Annotated in this window: 13 protein-coding genes; 5 read left to right on the forward strand and 8 right to left on the reverse strand. The window is 64.6% G+C overall.

Annotation, left to right across the window (positions count from 1 at the left end; genetic code table 11):
- The first annotated feature begins 77 nt into the window (after positions 1–77).
- Together AP234_RS20555 and AP234_RS20560 are read left to right on the forward strand one after the other, a co-directional pair.
- A complete protein-coding gene (locus AP234_RS20555; protein ID WP_235558280.1) occupies positions 78–1,259 on the forward strand; it encodes an AAA family ATPase in 1,182 nt (393 codons plus the stop codon).
- A 44-nt stretch (positions 1,260–1,303) separates the two neighbouring features.
- The gene (locus AP234_RS20560) at positions 1,304–1,930 is read left to right on the forward strand and encodes a hypothetical protein (protein ID WP_063843027.1); all 627 of its coding nucleotides are present in this window, start codon (positions 1,304–1,306) and stop codon (positions 1,928–1,930) included.
- Positions 1,931–1,967: 37 nt separating this feature from the next.
- Here AP234_RS20560 and AP234_RS20565 read toward each other — a convergent pair whose 3' ends face one another.
- Positions 1,968–3,563, reverse strand: a complete 1,596-nt coding sequence (locus tag AP234_RS20565) for a serine/threonine-protein kinase (protein ID WP_055481323.1) — start codon at positions 3,561–3,563, stop codon at positions 1,968–1,970.
- 286 nt (positions 3,564–3,849) lie between these two features.
- Between AP234_RS20565 and AP234_RS20570 the strand changes: the two genes are divergently transcribed.
- Positions 3,850–4,635 carry a hypothetical protein gene (locus AP234_RS20570; RefSeq protein WP_200926624.1) on the forward strand — a complete coding sequence of 262 codons (786 nt, stop codon included), beginning with the start codon at positions 3,850–3,852 and terminating at the stop codon, positions 4,633–4,635.
- Here the strand turns inward: AP234_RS20570 and AP234_RS20575 are convergent.
- From AP234_RS20575 to AP234_RS37365, 4 genes are all read right to left on the reverse strand, one after another.
- The gene (locus tag AP234_RS20575) at positions 4,613–5,068 is read right to left on the reverse strand and encodes a DUF488 domain-containing protein (RefSeq protein ID WP_063843016.1); all 456 of its coding nucleotides are present in this window, start codon (positions 5,066–5,068) and stop codon (positions 4,613–4,615) included. The genes AP234_RS20570 and AP234_RS20575 overlap by 23 nt on opposite strands.
- 127 nt (positions 5,069–5,195) lie before the next feature.
- Positions 5,196–5,330 (reverse strand): Scr1 family TA system antitoxin-like transcriptional regulator, encoded by a 135-nt coding sequence (locus tag AP234_RS38770; protein ID WP_235558281.1) that lies wholly within the window; start codon positions 5,328–5,330, stop codon positions 5,196–5,198.
- Positions 5,318–5,929, reverse strand: coding sequence for a pentapeptide repeat-containing protein (locus AP234_RS38775; protein ID WP_055481325.1), 612 nt, complete (start codon positions 5,927–5,929; stop codon positions 5,318–5,320). Before AP234_RS38775 ends, AP234_RS38770 begins: the two co-directional genes overlap by 13 nt.
- Before the next feature lie 34 nt (positions 5,930–5,963).
- Positions 5,964–7,181: a hypothetical protein gene (locus AP234_RS37365; RefSeq protein ID WP_055481489.1), complete on the reverse strand. Its 1,218-nt coding sequence runs from the start codon at positions 7,179–7,181 to the stop codon at positions 5,964–5,966.
- Positions 7,182–7,408: 227 nt separating this feature from the next.
- On the opposite strand from AP234_RS37365, the gene AP234_RS20590 reads away from it, so the two are divergent.
- Both AP234_RS20590 and AP234_RS20595 read left to right on the forward strand, forming a co-directional pair.
- Positions 7,409–7,624 (forward strand): hypothetical protein, encoded by a 216-nt coding sequence (locus AP234_RS20590; RefSeq protein ID WP_200926625.1) that lies wholly within the window; start codon positions 7,409–7,411, stop codon positions 7,622–7,624.
- Positions 7,621–7,938, forward strand: a complete 318-nt coding sequence (locus AP234_RS20595) for a hypothetical protein (protein WP_055481327.1) — start codon at positions 7,621–7,623, stop codon at positions 7,936–7,938. The genes AP234_RS20590 and AP234_RS20595 overlap by 4 nt, the downstream gene beginning before the upstream one ends.
- Before the next feature lie 180 nt (positions 7,939–8,118).
- Here AP234_RS20595 and AP234_RS20600 read toward each other — a convergent pair whose 3' ends face one another.
- The 3 genes from AP234_RS20600 to AP234_RS20605 form a co-directional block, all read right to left on the reverse strand.
- Positions 8,119–11,295 (reverse strand): type I restriction endonuclease, encoded by a 3,177-nt coding sequence (locus AP234_RS20600; protein ID WP_055481328.1) that lies wholly within the window; start codon positions 11,293–11,295, stop codon positions 8,119–8,121.
- Positions 11,295–12,347, reverse strand: coding sequence for a hypothetical protein (locus AP234_RS36460; protein ID WP_152990536.1), 1,053 nt, complete (start codon positions 12,345–12,347; stop codon positions 11,295–11,297). Before AP234_RS36460 ends, AP234_RS20600 begins: the two co-directional genes overlap by 1 nt.
- A 227-nt stretch (positions 12,348–12,574) precedes the next feature.
- Positions 12,575–14,545, reverse strand: a complete 1,971-nt coding sequence (locus AP234_RS20605) for a type I restriction-modification system subunit M (protein WP_055481329.1) — start codon at positions 14,543–14,545, stop codon at positions 12,575–12,577.
- Between the last annotated feature and the right edge of the window lie 82 nt (positions 14,546–14,627).

Genomic DNA, 14,627 nt, shown 5'->3' on the forward strand with positions numbered 1-14,627 from the left:
CAGTATCCTCATACTGTTTTACTCGGTGGCCATTGGAACACAGACAGGCCCGGGAAGTGTGATTGATGGAAAAGCGGTTGATCGAGCTCGAGGTAGAGAATTTCCGCAGCCTCCGCAGGGTGACACTTCCTCTGGGGCCGCTCAACGTACTCGTTGGAGCGAACGGTGCGGGAAAGACCAATATCCTGGAGGTGTTCCGTTTTCTCGCGGACGTGATCCGAACCGACCTACAGCCGGCACTCGATCTTCGCGGCGGTTTCGACGAGGTCGCCTTCTGGGGCGGTGACAAACTTCCGACGGCGATTCAGATCAAGCTGAAGGCCAACTGGACGACGCACAGCAGCCCGAACGCGCCGGACGAGTACTCGCTCCGGATCGAGCAACGTAGCGGCAGGTCGCTCTCCCGACGGGAGACATTCCAGTTCAAGCGGACGCAGGGGCGCGGCCGCCGAATTACGATCTCCGGCCAGAAGGTCAATGTCGTCCAGATCGGCAGAGACCGTGTCGAGTCCCCAGCGCACTCCATCGGCATCCAACGTCTGAGCAGCGGCCTCTCCACCCTTCCCCGGCTTTCGGATGACGAGGGAGGGAGCGAGGTGGCGACCGTGGCGCAGCAACTCGCGTCCTTCCGGGTCTTCGATGTGAACGTCGGATCCGCGCGCCTGCCGAGCCGCTTCCCGCAGGGCACCGCGGTTCTGGACGACGACGCCGCCAATATGGCCGCTTTTCTTCTGATGATGCGAAGCCGAGATGACGAGGCATTCCAGAGACTGGTGGCCGATGCGATCGAGGTGCTGCCGCAGCTGACCGGGATCGATTTCGAATTCCCCTCCGGCCCTGCACGTGAGGTCATCGTCACCCTCCAGGAACGAGGACTTCGCCGACGGACGCAGCTCGCCGATGCCTCGTACGGCACGATTCGCCTCCTCGGTCTCCTCTCTTTGCTTTACGACCCCAGCCCTCCGGCCTTGACGTGCATCGAGGAGATCGACCACGGCCTGCACCCCCAGGCTCTGGAGCTTCTGGTCGAGCGACTCCGAGAGGCCAGCCGGCGGACGCAGTTCCTCATCGCCACGCATTCCCCTGCCCTCGCTGACAGGCTGCACCCGGACGAACTTGTCGTCTGCGAACGCCGAGACGACGGGTCCTCCGCGATACCCGCTATATCCCACGAGCAGATTCGCGACATCGTCACGAAGAGTGAAGGTCTGCCACTCGGTGAGCTGTGGTTTTCGGGAGCCCTGGGAGGTGATCTGTGACCCCGCGAGGCGGTACCCGGGTCCGTGCCACGAAGAAGCCCGTCGTGGTCCTCGCCGGCGAGGACAGCAACGACCGCCGCTGCCTCCGTCTTCTGCTGGAGGCCCTCTGCCCGCAGATGAAAGGGAGGCTTGTAGAGATCAACGAGCCCGTCCGACTGCGGCAGGCCACCGGTCAGAGACTTACCGATCGGGTGAACAAACTCGCCAGACTCGCCCGCGCCCGTGCCGCCCGGGAGAAAGCCGAGCTCGCCTGCTTCTTCGTCCACGAGGATCTGGACGCGGTCGACGGTGAGGAGTACATCCGGATCCGCGACCGGGTGCAGGACGCCCTGGACAGAGAAATGGGCTCGGCTCATTACGGACTGGCCGTGTGGGAGACGGAAGCATGGTTACTCCTGTTCCCCAAAGCGTTGAAGGCGTTCGTGTCCTCCTGGGAGGTGCCGAGCAAATACCAGGGCAAAGACACAGGAAAAGTACACGATCCGAAAAACGTCCTCATGAACAAGGTCGGGAACTCGGCAAGGCGCTACCGGGAGTCGGACGCTCCCGGAGTACTGGAGAAGGCCATCTCCATGGGCTGCCTTACGCAGCCGCTTGGAACAAACCGGTCATGGAACGACCTCTTCGCCAACGTCGAGCGCTGCTGCGGCGAGCACCTCCGGAACAGGTAGACAGGTCGCCCCCAGGCAGAGAGCCGGCAATGCGGCATTATCGAGATGGGGGTCCACCCATTGGTCCCGCCGCGTCGTCGTCCCCGTCGAGGTGGCGGAGCATCTCCTGGACTTCTTGAGTTTCGAGGTGGTCCGGGCCGAAGAGGAGCAGAAGGTCCTCCAGCAGCGTGGTCAAGACCTCTCTGGACTGCTGGTTGTCCCCTTCGGCGGCAAGGAGGGCGCCGATGCTACGGCGGATCTCCCTCGCGGTCTCGGAGGTGTCGCTCTCCTTGTCACGGATCAGGTCGAGCACGTCGTGATACTCACGGAGCGCAACCGTGACGTAGCCGAGCTCGGCGCGACAGTCGGCCGCCTGACGGCGGCAGTGGATCACGTTGTTGCTCGCCGGTCCTTCGGCACTCTCATAGGCGTTCGCGAGATCGTCGAACTCCGGCAGGGACCGACGGTAGTCGCCGCCGATGAAGAGGACGGCTGCCCGCTTCTTTCGCAGGGCCAGGACGCGCGGATGCCTTGCGCCAAGCGTCGCCGATACCGAGTCGATCACTACCTCGAGGGCGTCGGCTGCCTGGATGTAACGCTCCTCGCCGAGGAGGGCGTTGACCTGGCGTTCAACATCGGCGATGGCGGCTCTTAGCCGCGTGTCCAGTGTGGCTCCAGGCCGGGGGGCGGGCCTGGGGCTTGGAGTACTCGCGGGAACGTCGGGTGGGCGGGGCGCGTTCGGCCGCCGATACATGTGAGTCGGGTCCGGGCAGCCGGCCAGTTCCGGTCCGCCCTGGGGTGCCGTCGCGCCCGGAGGCGGCAGGAACGGCAGAAGGCCCTCGTAGACCGCGTACGCATCGCCCGGGCGCTGCTCTGGCTTCTTGGCCAGTAACTGCAGAACGAGCTTTTCCAGATCTTCAGGGACATCCGGCCGCAGTTCGCGGAGCGGCTGCGGCTGGGCATGCCGATGCTGCTCCCAGAAGAGCTCCTCTGTCGGGCCGTCAAACACCGACCGGCCCGAGAGCAACTCGTAGAGCAGGCACCCGAGCGCGTAGAGGTCACTCTGCGGCGTGACCTGGCTGGCTCGGGTCTGCTCCGGCGACATGTACCTGCTGGTCCCCATCGGAATGCCGAGCCTGGTCAACCGGGGAACGTCCGGCCGCAGGATCGCGGCGATGCCGAAGTCGAGCACCTTGACCGTGCCGTCGGCGGTGACCAGCACGTTGTCGGGCTTGAGATCACGATGCACGACCGGAACCGCGTGAGCATGCGACAGGACGGTCGCAATCTGTGCGGCGATCGCCGCCGCCCAGGGCACAGGCAGGAGAGCGCTGGGCCGGATATAGGCGCGCAGGCTGGTTCCGTGGATGTGCTCCATGACCAGGTACAGCTGGTCGAAGGGCTCGGTGAGCACCGCGTCATAGACCTGAGGCACCCCGTGGTGGCGGATCCGGGCCGTGATGCGAGCCTCACGGCGGAAGCGGTCCGCAAGCTCTTGGGCATCCCGTACGGAACTGATCACGTCCGTACGGATCACCTTGACGGCGACCTCGCGGTCGAGGATGGCGTCGTAGCCTCGCCAGACCGTTCCCATCGCCCCGCTGCTGATTCCCTCGGTCAGCTCATATCGACCGGCAACGGATTCACTGGGCACATTCACTCCGCGAGCCTCGCTGGACACCTCGTGTTACCAGTGTGCTCAAGGAAGATCTTGCTGTCCAGTCAGAGTGCTGTGCCGAGAATCAGGCCCCGCCTTCGGGCAACGTGTGTGTCCAATTTTGGACAACTCGCGATGATGAAGGAGGTTAATGGACGAGTAAAGCTACCTTGGAAATCAGCAGTATGCGGATGCGGAGGATCGTGTGACACAGCAGCCTTCACTTTTCGGTCCCGACTTTGGAACGATACGGAACAAGCCATCCGGAACCCGACTGCAGAGCATGAAATTACTGATCACGGTCAAGGCCGCCCCCAACCCCTCGGAAACCTACGGGGAGACCGTATGCGTGGCCGCGCTACGGCTCGACCTCGATCAGCCGGGCTGGATCCGGCTCTACCCGATTAACTTCCGTGAGTTGGACGGCGATAGCCGATTCCGGAAATATGACATCATCACTCTGGAGGCCAAGCCGAGTCCGAACGATCCCCGAGCAGAGAGTTGGCGGCCACGAGCGGACAGCTTCGTTGTGGAGAAGCATCTCGATGGCTGGCCAAAACGGATGACCTACATCGACGACTACATAGAGGACTCGATGTGCGACCTCATCGCCGCCGTCCGTGAACGGCCTTCAGCCCGGTCGTTGGCGGCGGTCCGTCCCAAGGAGATCCTCTCACTTGAACTCGAGCCTCATCCCGGATGGACGCCCACGGAGCAAAGAAAGATCGATCGGTACGTCCAGCAGCTCGGTCTCTTTGATTCCGCACCGCGCACGGCGCTCCAAGCACCCCGGTTCAAGGCGTGGTACCGCTATCGGTGTCACGCATCTGGCTGCAACACACATCGTCAGGGGATCTACGACTGGGAACTGGTCGCCCTCCAACGCACCGTTGGGATTCGCGACGATGAAGGTGTCAAGATGGCCATCCGCGAGAAGTTCTGGGATCTGATGTGCGCACCGGATCGCGACACCGTCTTTTATGTGGGCAACCAGCAAGCCCATCCGCAGAGCTTCATCGTCCTGGGCGTGGTCTATCCCCGCCGGATCAAGCCGACGTCGCGTAGCTGAACCGCTCGCGTACGGCCTCCAGTACGAGATCGCGATGGCACCGATGTTGATCGGCTTCAAAGCACATGACCGCCACCGCCTGCCGCCGAGCGGCTTCGGCGATCCGGTCCAGACACACCCGGGCGGCATTGTCCAAAAGACTTGCGGCGTAGACGTCACGGGCTGCCCTCAACTCCGAGAAGCCGCCCCCGAACCCTGCCCTGTTCCACTTCGGGTTGCCGAGCTCACGCATGTGCTCATAGGCGATCCCCGCGTCAATGAGCGCGTTGGCCAGCGCGGTCTTGCTGAAACCACGCTTCCGGGAAATCGGGTTCAGCCGCACGTCGACCAGCAGGCTCACGTCGCTACGACGAAGTCGTTGAATGAACTCATCAAGGTCACACCCCTCGTACCCGATTCCGGTCAACCGCATGTGCTGCTCGATCGTAAGCATGATCCGACTCTCCCACGGCTGGCCGTAGCCGTCACACAGATCTCAGAAGACTTGAAGAAGCATTCCCGCAACAGGCGATCTGACTCATCGCGACCAAGGTCACCGAAACCGCGGTGACGCGCTCGGCTTATGCCGCCGCCGAGCAGTACGGCAGGCAGCCGGCCTCGATCACCTCGGACACGCGTTCGAGCTGGCGGCGCATCACGTCCCGGCCCCCCGATGGGCGGTGCAACACGCCTTCGTCGATTACTACCCAGAACATACCCGCGGGTGTCGCCCGCCACAGGGACGTCCCCAATGTCGGCGAACTCGCCGAACAACAGCCTCAAGACAGGCCCCCGGGTCTGCTCTCGCCCTCCAGGTCTTCGCCGAAGACCACACCCAGGTCGGCAGCGAGTGCATCGGCGAGGCGGGCAGTTGGGACCGGTCGAGGATGACCTTCTTCAGCGAGGCCCCCCGGATGCCGGTCAGGTCGTTGCCGCGCAGGTCGCAGCGGCCCCACACACCGCCTTCGACGGTGGTCAGGCACAGGTCGCACTCGTTGAACGCGGCGCGGGTCACATCGCAACTGGTGACGGTGGCTTCCCGTAGCGAGCAGGAGGAGACGATCACAGGCCCGGTGGTGCGCAGGCTGGTGAGGGTGGCGTATTCGAACCGGCACCGCTCGAACAGCACGTCCTCCAGGGCGAGGTCCTCGATGACGGGCGCCATGAGCTTGCAGTCGGTGAAGGTGACGCGCGACAGTGCGCTGCCGGTCCAGTGCAGGCCGGACAGGTCGCAGTCGGAAAACTCCACTGAGTGCAACCGCAGGCCGCTCCACCGGGCGTGCCCGGTAGCCAGCCCGACGACACGACCGTCCATTAGGTGGGTTCCCTCCAGGGACAGTTCCCGCAGTTCAAGGGCCGCAGAGTTCTTGATATGCCTCGCGCAGTTCGGCGGCCTCGGGTACGCGTCGCGCTTCCAAAGCACTGATCACCTCGGCCGCACGCCAGTAGTTCGACGGCACCAGGAGCCCGCTCGTGATCGCAGTGAGCGTGGCGTGCCCGGCCTCGTCGAGTTGGTCGGCGGCCAGGAGTGCGAGGGCCAGGTCGAGCCGTGCCGACACGGCTCTGCGTGGTCGCGGCGGGCCGTCGGTCGTGGACTGCAGCCGGGCGAGCACCCCCCGGGCGTACGGCTCAGCCGCCGGGTCTCCGAGCCATGACAGGGTCGTGGCGGTGTAGGCGTCTGACTTGGCGGGGTCGTACCGGTAGTGGTGTTCGGGCCGGTCGGGAGCTGGCAGCGGCTCCACCAGGCGCGCGACCCGGCCCAGCGTCGCGCGGGTCTCCCTGGCGGCGCCCAGGCGTGCCCATGCCCGGCCCTCCTGGGCGGTCGCCTGGATGTGGGCCGAGCTGCCCAGCGGCGCCACCCGCTGCGCCGCCTGGGCGAGATCCAGCGCCCGTGGGTAGTCACCGTTGGTGAGGACCTGCCATGCCTCCGTCTCCAGGCACCACGCCGCGATCTCCCGGTGCTCGGTGTCCTTGGCGAACTGGGCGGCGGTGCGAAGCCGCGCCGCGGCGGCCGGGAACCGGCGTAGATCGATGAGGCAGGTCGCGGCCAGCAGCGACAGCCAGCCACCGGCCACGAGGAGCCGGCGATGCTCGGCGAGGGTTTTCTTGGCGTCCATGAGCTGGGAGACGTAGGTGAGATGCCGGCGCACCCGCGTCAGCAGCTCATGCGGCGGAGTTCCGGGATAGGCCACCGCGAGATCGTCGACGGCCAACTCGAGCCGTTCGAGCGTCGCGTCTCCGATATCGCTGGCGGCGGCGCGGCGAGTCAGCTCCAGGGCATTGAACTCGTCATCGTCCCCCACGCTGATATGAACGTCGTCGCCGAACAGCTCTTCCTCATCGATTCCGAGAGCGCGTGCGAGCAGCATGGGATAGGGGTCACGCGGTCGGCGTTTTCCGGCCTCCCACATCCGCAGCATCCTCAGCAGCGAGTCACGGGTCGGCAGATGAGCGCGTACCTGTTCATCGGCGGCCTCAACCAGCCGCCGGACCATCTCCTTGCACGACCAGCATCGCTCGCGACGCTCATCGCGTAGCCGAGCGGCCCAGGGCGGAATGTCTTCCACGCACACCTCCTCGACGGCCAGACGGACGCCTGGGAGTCCGCTTCCGTCCTCCATCGTCGTCTACCCGAGCGACTACGTATAGCGCTGTGATGGATCCGCTACGTGAACAGACGGACCCGCCGCGGTGGTAGCGCACCGGGCGGGTCCTGAATCAGGAGGGTTGGTCCTGACCTATGCCACACGATAGAGCGGTTCCCTCCGGCTTGGGGTTCGCCGGGTGGAGGATCATGCGCAGCGACGCCGGGCGGTTGTGGGCCAGCCGGGAGCAGCCGTTCCCCGTCACCGCCGAGGAGGCGGGTGCGTGCCGTACGGTCGACGGCGATGACCTGCGGGAGCTGGGCGAGGCCATCGCCCAGCAGGAGTCCGTCGCTGCGCAGGCGGCGCCCCGCCAGGAGAATCCGCCTGGGCGGGAGAGCCGGGCTGAGTCAGCCGGTGCCCGATGAGCGGTTGGCGATCAGACCCGGACGAGCTTCCCCCATCGTGCCTGGGCCTGCATCTGCCCCCGGAGCAGCCCGATTGCGTACGGCTGCGGTGGATGCCTGACACCCGCCGCACCACATACGCGCGCGTCGTGGAGCACACCTGCGACGGCTGCCGGGCCGTCTCCTATGAGTTGTGCGCGGCCGGTGGGTTGATGTTCATCTGCCGTACCGATCGCACGCGCAGTGGCAAGCCCGAGGTACGCGAGACCGAGCGGCTGATCACCAATCGGGCGCGGGAGATGTGGCGGGATCTGCTGTTCGGTTTCGCCCGCTGAGCCGCCCCGCCGGCTCGCAGTTGGCCGCGACCGGCGGGGCTGGGCGGCCTCCTCTGGCTGAGGGGCCGTTTAAGGGGCGGGAGGCCGCCCCTCCAAGCCGCCCGCCTGCCGTTCTTCCCCCGTGGCGGCAGGCGGGCCCATGGTCGTCCTGCCGCACAGGAGCTCCATACGACAGGCGGCTCAGGCCACGTCTTCGAGTCCCTCCTGCTCCCGGATCAGCCGCCAAGCTGCCCGGCGCGCGGTCTTGGTGAGAGCCGTACGGAAGGTCGGGTCCTTGTCGAAGAATCTGTCACCAAGAGTGCGCAGGGTGTCGACGTGGTCGGCGACCTTCTCCTCGAAGACGTCGTTGAACACGTGACCGAAGTTCTCCGGGTCGACATTGGCCACCGCGGCCTGCCGTACCTTCGGGTCGGCCACGGCCTCGTTGAACGGCACGATGAGGTCCTGCTCGGTGAAGTCCGTGCCGAACTTCTGGTTGAACCGCTCGATCAGCTCCGACAGCAGCGACTTCTCCTCGTCCCTGCCCCGGCCGGATCCGTCGCCGAATCCCTTCAACTCGGCTGCCCCCTCCGGCTGCAGGGCAAGGTCGTACACCCCGGTCTGCTCGGTCCGCACGTGGGTGAGGTCGACCTCGCCGAGGTCCACGTCGCCCTTGGCGCCGTGCGGCAGCCGGGCCAGCAGATAGCGACCGTAGACGTACAGCAGTTCCAGATCGACATCCCGGTACGGAATGACCTGGGAGAGGAAGCCGTACTTGCTGACGTAGCCGTCCAGGTCACCCCGGAAGGTCTCCGCGTGGGCATGGTCGTGCTCGTCGTCGCTGTCGAGCAGATCCTTGAACCGGCCGACCGCCGGGGCGAGCAGCCGGTAGAGCTCCGCGTGCAGCTTCTCCGGAGAGAGCTTCGCCTCGTCCGCCTCCAGCAGCACCGCGGCGAATGCCAGCATCTCCTGCCGGTACAGCAGCTCAGCCGCCATGACCTTGCTCTGCGCGGTGTAGAGCAGGTTCGGATCGGACGGCAACGTCATGGCCTCTTCGAAGTACGGCCGGAACGACTCCTTGATCTGTTCCGCGTCGTTGACGAAGTCGATGACGGCCAGGTCCGTCTGTGATTTGCGGTCCTCGGTCCGGTTCAGCCGGGACAGGGTCTGTACGGCGGCGATGCCCGACAGCTTCTTGTTGACGTACATCGTCGTCAGCAGCGGCTCGTCGAAGCCGGTCTGATACTTCTCCGCTACGACGAGGATCCGGTACTCCGGGCGGCCCTTGCCGCCGGCCTTCACCACCTTGTCGTCGGCCCGCGTGTAGGCGAACGCCTTGGGCAACGCGTCCTCAGACAGGCCGCCGTTCTCCTTGACCTCGGTGATGTCCTTCTCGTCGCCGTGGTCCAGAGTGCCGGAGAACGCCACAAGCACTCCGACGTCGGCCTTCCGGATCTCCAGCTCCTCCTTGATGGCGCGCGACATCAGCACCGCGCTCAGCCGGGAAGCGGTGACCACCATCGCCTTAGCGCGTCCACCCATCCGGCCGCGCGTGTGCGCGAGGAAGTGCTCGACGATGACGGTCGCCTGCTGGGCGACGGTCGCGTCGTGGGTGAGGGCGTATTTGGCCAGCAGTGGGCTGGCCTTGGACCTCTCGACCTCGCGGTCGTCGGGGTTGTTGTTGACGAGATTCCAGTACGTGTCGTACGTGACGTAGTTGCGGAGCGGATCGAGGATGAACTTCTCCTCGATCGCCTGCCGCATCGCGTACGTGTGGAACGGCTGGTACTTCAGCTCGCCATCGACCCGGACCGGGGTGCCGAACAGTTCCAGGGTCTTGGCCTTCGGCGTCGCGGTGAACGCGAAGTAGGAGATGTTGGCCGCCCTGCCACGGTCGGCGGCGCTGCGCTCCAGCTTCGCCGTGACCGTCGTGTCCGCCTTGGCCGTATCCGCCGTGACCGAGGTTGCGCCCGCCTCTTCGTCCTCGGCGTCCAGGCCGAGATCCCGCAGCGCGGCCCGGACCGCCTTGGCAGCCTCCCCCGACTGGGACGAGTGCGCCTCGTCCACGATGATGGCGAACGTACGCCCCTTGATCTCGGTCGGGTTCTCCTTCAGGTACTGCACCAGCACCGGGAACGTGGCCAGCGTCACCGTGATGATCTTTCCGGTCTCGCTGGACAGCGCGGCGGCAAGCTGCGTGGACTTCGCCCCCCGCTTCTCGTCGATCTTCACGACCAGCCCGGCGGTCTGCTCGAAGCTCCCCACGGTCTCCCGCAGCTGGGCGTCGAGGTTCCGCCGGTCGGTGATGATGATGGTCTTGTCGAAGACCGGCACCCCGGGCTTGAGACCTCGGGCGACCGCGCCCGGGTCGAGCTCCCGGACGTCGGTGGACATGTGCAGGGCGCTGAGCCGGTGCGCCAGCCAGGCGATCGTGTTCGACTTGCCCGACCCGGCCGAGTGCATGACCAGATAGTTCTGCCCGGCCCCGTGCCGTACGGCATGCGCGGTCAGCTTCTTGACCGCGTCCCACTGGTGGAACCGCGGAAAGAGGATCGAGCTGGCGGTGCTCTTCTTCTCCTTGTGCAGGTGAACGAAGCGCTCCAGCAAATCCAGCCAGTTGTCCCGCTCCCACACCTGCTCCCACAGGTAGGAGGTCGGATATTTGCCCGGCTCGGCCGACACCGGGTTACCCGCGCCGCCGGACTCGCCCGGCCCCTCCGAACCCGTGTTGAACGGCAGGAACTGCGTATGCCGGCCACGCAACTGCGGCGCGACGAACACCAGATCCGGGTCGACCGCGAAGTTCGCCACCACCCGCTTGAAAATCAGCTCGGTTGGGTCGCGATCGTCTCGGTATTGCTTCCTGGCCTGCTCCACGCCCTGACCGGTCAGCGGATTCTTCAGCTCAGCCGTGGCCACCGGGATTCCGTTGACGAACAGCACCAGGTCCAGCCGATGCCCCTGGTCGGCCTTCTTCGTCGCGTAGGCGACCTCCCTGATGACCGTCAGCCGGTTCGCCCGGTAGTTGGTCAACACGTCATCGGACTCGACCAGGTTCGGCTTGAAGTACGCCAGCCGGATCCGGACCCCGCGATCCTTCACCCCGTTGCGGAGCACCTCAAGGACGCCATCGGTGACGATCGCCTGATTCAGCCGCCGTACGAACCCCTGCTGGGCGGCCTCCGCGTCGTCGCCGTAAAGCGCCAGTAGTTCGTTCCATGCGTCGATCTGCGTGGCCCCGATGAAGGTGAACAGCTCATCGGTGGCCAGCCCGAGGTCGGCCCGGTAGTCAGACGGCTGCCCGACCTCCCAGCCCTGCTCGCGCATCCCCGCGAGAATCGCCTCTCGAAACGCCTCCTCCTTGTGGTTCGCCCCCATCACGCCCCCACCCCCCGCCCACTCGCCGAGGCCACATCGAACTGCCCCGTCACCGCCGCCGTGATCAGCGCCTGGCGACGTTCGGCCAGAAGTGCCATCTGTCGTTGGATCGCCGTCTTAACGCAGTACAGAGTCCGGCGGCTACTGACGATTTGATCTGCGATTCGCTCTTGGACTGTGGCCGGAGGGCAGGGAATTCGAACAGACGCTACTTGGCTCTCGCTAATTGATGGCACTGGGCCAGGGTTCATGAGCTCGCCCATATCTAACAGGGTGAGGAGGTTCGCCCAATACCTGGAGTCACCGACATGAAATGAAATTGCTCGTACGTTGTCGTCGATCACACTGGCTCGCGTTGTGATAATCCGACGATTCAGCAGGAGTGCCCCGCCAACTCGGGCATAGAGGACAGATCCCGGAGGAACTATCCGCGCTCCAAGCATTTTAGCCACATCATGAGAAATCCAATTCGTGGCGCTGTGAAGGTAGCCGATCTCATCCGCAGAGCTAAAATCGGCGACCTTGATAAATGGATAGTCGCCATCCTCAAGCCCTTGGTATTCATGGGGGAAGGTTGTCCCCATAACGAATCGAGCGAGACGGCCAATAGTTGGCGGCGTTCCCCAAGTAAGGGGTACTGGCCCAAGCCAGTCGATGAAGTTGCTTTCTGGCTCAGTTTCCTGCGATCCGGTAACAGAACGACGCAGAGTGATCCAGTACCGTTCCTCTAGAAGATCAAGTTGCTGTGCTCGCATTCGCTGAAGTTGGTCGATGCGGGCGGTCTCGGTATCGAGGAAGTTCGCGATCCGCTGCTGCTCCGCCAACGGCGGAGATGGGAGGAGCACGTTTGCTAGGGTCGGTGCATCAAATGCTGTTGAGCGTTCGCGGATGCCCTTCGCCAGTGTGCTCACATAGCCACTGACCGCCATCACTCGAAGGACATATGCGAGATAGCGGACATCTGTGAATTCATTTGGTAGGTATGCGTGCACAACAGGCGACGCTTTGCCATTGGAATCGGATACGCCGATCGCCCCGGCAAAGCCGTCCATACTGTGGATGACCAGGTCGCCTGCACGAATACCCTGATATCCGATCTCTTGGAGAGCATTAGTGAAACCCTCGGTGCGTCGATTTTCGCGTAGAGTTACTTGCCCGTCACGGAATGCCGTTACGACTCCGTCTTGAGGACGGGGCTCCCTTCGTTGGCGGAGCAGCAACCAGCGTGCACGCTCTGACGCCCAGTGCTCAGGAATTACTCCCAGCCCAGGAATTATCGTCACTTGGTCACCTCACCAAGGAGGGTCTGGATCTCGGCTTCGAGGGACTTGAGTTCGGCGTCGATCTCGGCCAGGGGGCGAGGGGGCGTGTAGACGTAGAAGTGGCGGGTGAAGGGGATCTCGTAGCCGGTCTTCGTCTTGTCGTGGTCGATCCATGCGTCGGGAACGTGCGGGTGGACCTCACGCTTGAGGTACTCCTCGACGTCCTCGTCCAATGGCACGTTCTCGTAGTCGCGCAAGTCCGGATCGGGCTCGATCACGTCCTTCTTCTTGTGCTGCACCTCGCCCTGGGGGTCTCGGACGCCAACGATGTCCCGCAGCGTGGCCAGGAACGGCGCCTTGGAGGGCCAGAGCAGCCCAGCCGCGACCGCCGCCTCGTGGATCGCGGCGAAAGCCTCGGTCTTCTTCGCCCACGTGGTGCCGACGAGAGGCTGGAGGGCATCGGCCAGCTTCCCGGTGTCCACATGAGCGTTGAGCTTGGCCGAATCGCGGATGGTTTCGAGAGTCTCCTCGGTGACCTCGAAGCGGAGCTTGAGCGGGCGTTCGACGGTGATCCGGTGGTAGCCGAAGTCTTCGTTGCGGAAGACCTTGACCTTGCTGTGCAGCGGATGATCGGGGTCGTCGGCCACGGTGAGGGCCTCGCCGTACAGGCGGGTGATCTCCTTGATCTGGTCCTTGCCGATCTCCTTGCGCTTGTCGCCGAGGGACTTGCGCATCTTCTGCCAGTAGTCCCGGGCGTCCAGCAGGACGACCTTGCCGCGATGAGCAGGGGCCTTGCGGTTGGTGAGGATCCAGAAGTAGGTGGAGATCCCGGTGTTGTAGAAGAGCTGGTCCGGGAGCGCGACGATCGCCTCCAGCCAGTCATTCTCCAGGATCCAGCGGCGGATCTCCGACTCACCCGAGCCGGCCGCGCCAGTGAACAGCGGGGAGCCGTTGAAAACGATCGCGATGCGGCTGCCACCGACGGCGGGCGCCTTCATCTTGGAGATCATGTGCTGGAGAAAGAGGAACGAGCCGTCGTTGATGCGGGGCAGGCCAGCCGTGAACTTGCCGTCGGGGTCTGTCTTGTGCTCGGTCTCGATCTGGTCCTTGATCTTCTTCCATTCGACGCCGAACGGCGGATTGGCGAGCAGGTAGTCGAACTTCTCGCGCAGGTGGCCGTCGTCGGTGAAGGAGTTGCCGAAGGCAATCTTGTCCGGGTCCTGCCCCTTGATCATGAGGTCGGAGCGGCAGATCGCCCACGACTCGGGGTTGAGCTCCTGCCCGAACACCTTAACCGTGGCACCGGGATTGAAGGCGGCGATGTGCTCTTCGGCGGCGCTGAGCATGCCACCGGTGCCGCAGGCCGGATCGAGCACGGTGCGGACGACGCCGCTCTCACGCAGCAGATCGGCGTCGGGCGCGATGAGGAGGTTCACCATCAGCTCGATGACCTCCCGCGGGGTGAAGTGCTCACCGGCGGTCTCGTTGGACGCCTCCGCGAAGCGCCGGATCAGGTCCTCGAAGACGTAGCCCATTTGCTGGTTGGCGACCATCTCAGGCCGCAGGTCGAGGTCGGCGAACTTGCCGACGATCTGGTAGATCAGCTTCGCCTCGTCGAGCTTCTTGACCTGCTGGGCGAAGTCGTACTTCTCCAACACCTCGCGGGCGTTCTCCGAGAAGGCTGCCACGTACTTGCCCAGGTTGGCGGCGGCGTGCTGCGGGTCGCTGGCGATCTTCTTCAGCGTGTAGCGACTGGTGTTGTAGAAGCTGTGTCCGGATGCTCGGCGTAGGAAGAACTCCCGCAGCTCCCCGCCTTCGTAGGCGTCGGCGACCTTGTCGCGGGTCGGCTCCAGGACGCATTCGAGGCGGCGCAGGACCGTGAACGGCAGGATGACCTGACCGTACTCGTGCCGTTTGAAGTCGCCGCGCAGCAGGTCGGCGACGGCCCAGGCGTGGTTGGACAGTTGGGAGTGCTTACCGAGATCCAAGGGGTCCTTCTCTTGGTCGTCAGGGGGATGTTCTTCAACGTCTGCCTAATGGAGACGCACAAGCGCGTCCACTGGATTGCGA

The sequence above is a fragment of the Sphaerimonospora mesophila genome (assembly GCF_001417795.1).
Classification (GTDB): Bacteria; Actinomycetota; Actinomycetes; order Streptosporangiales; family Streptosporangiaceae; genus Sphaerimonospora; species Sphaerimonospora mesophila.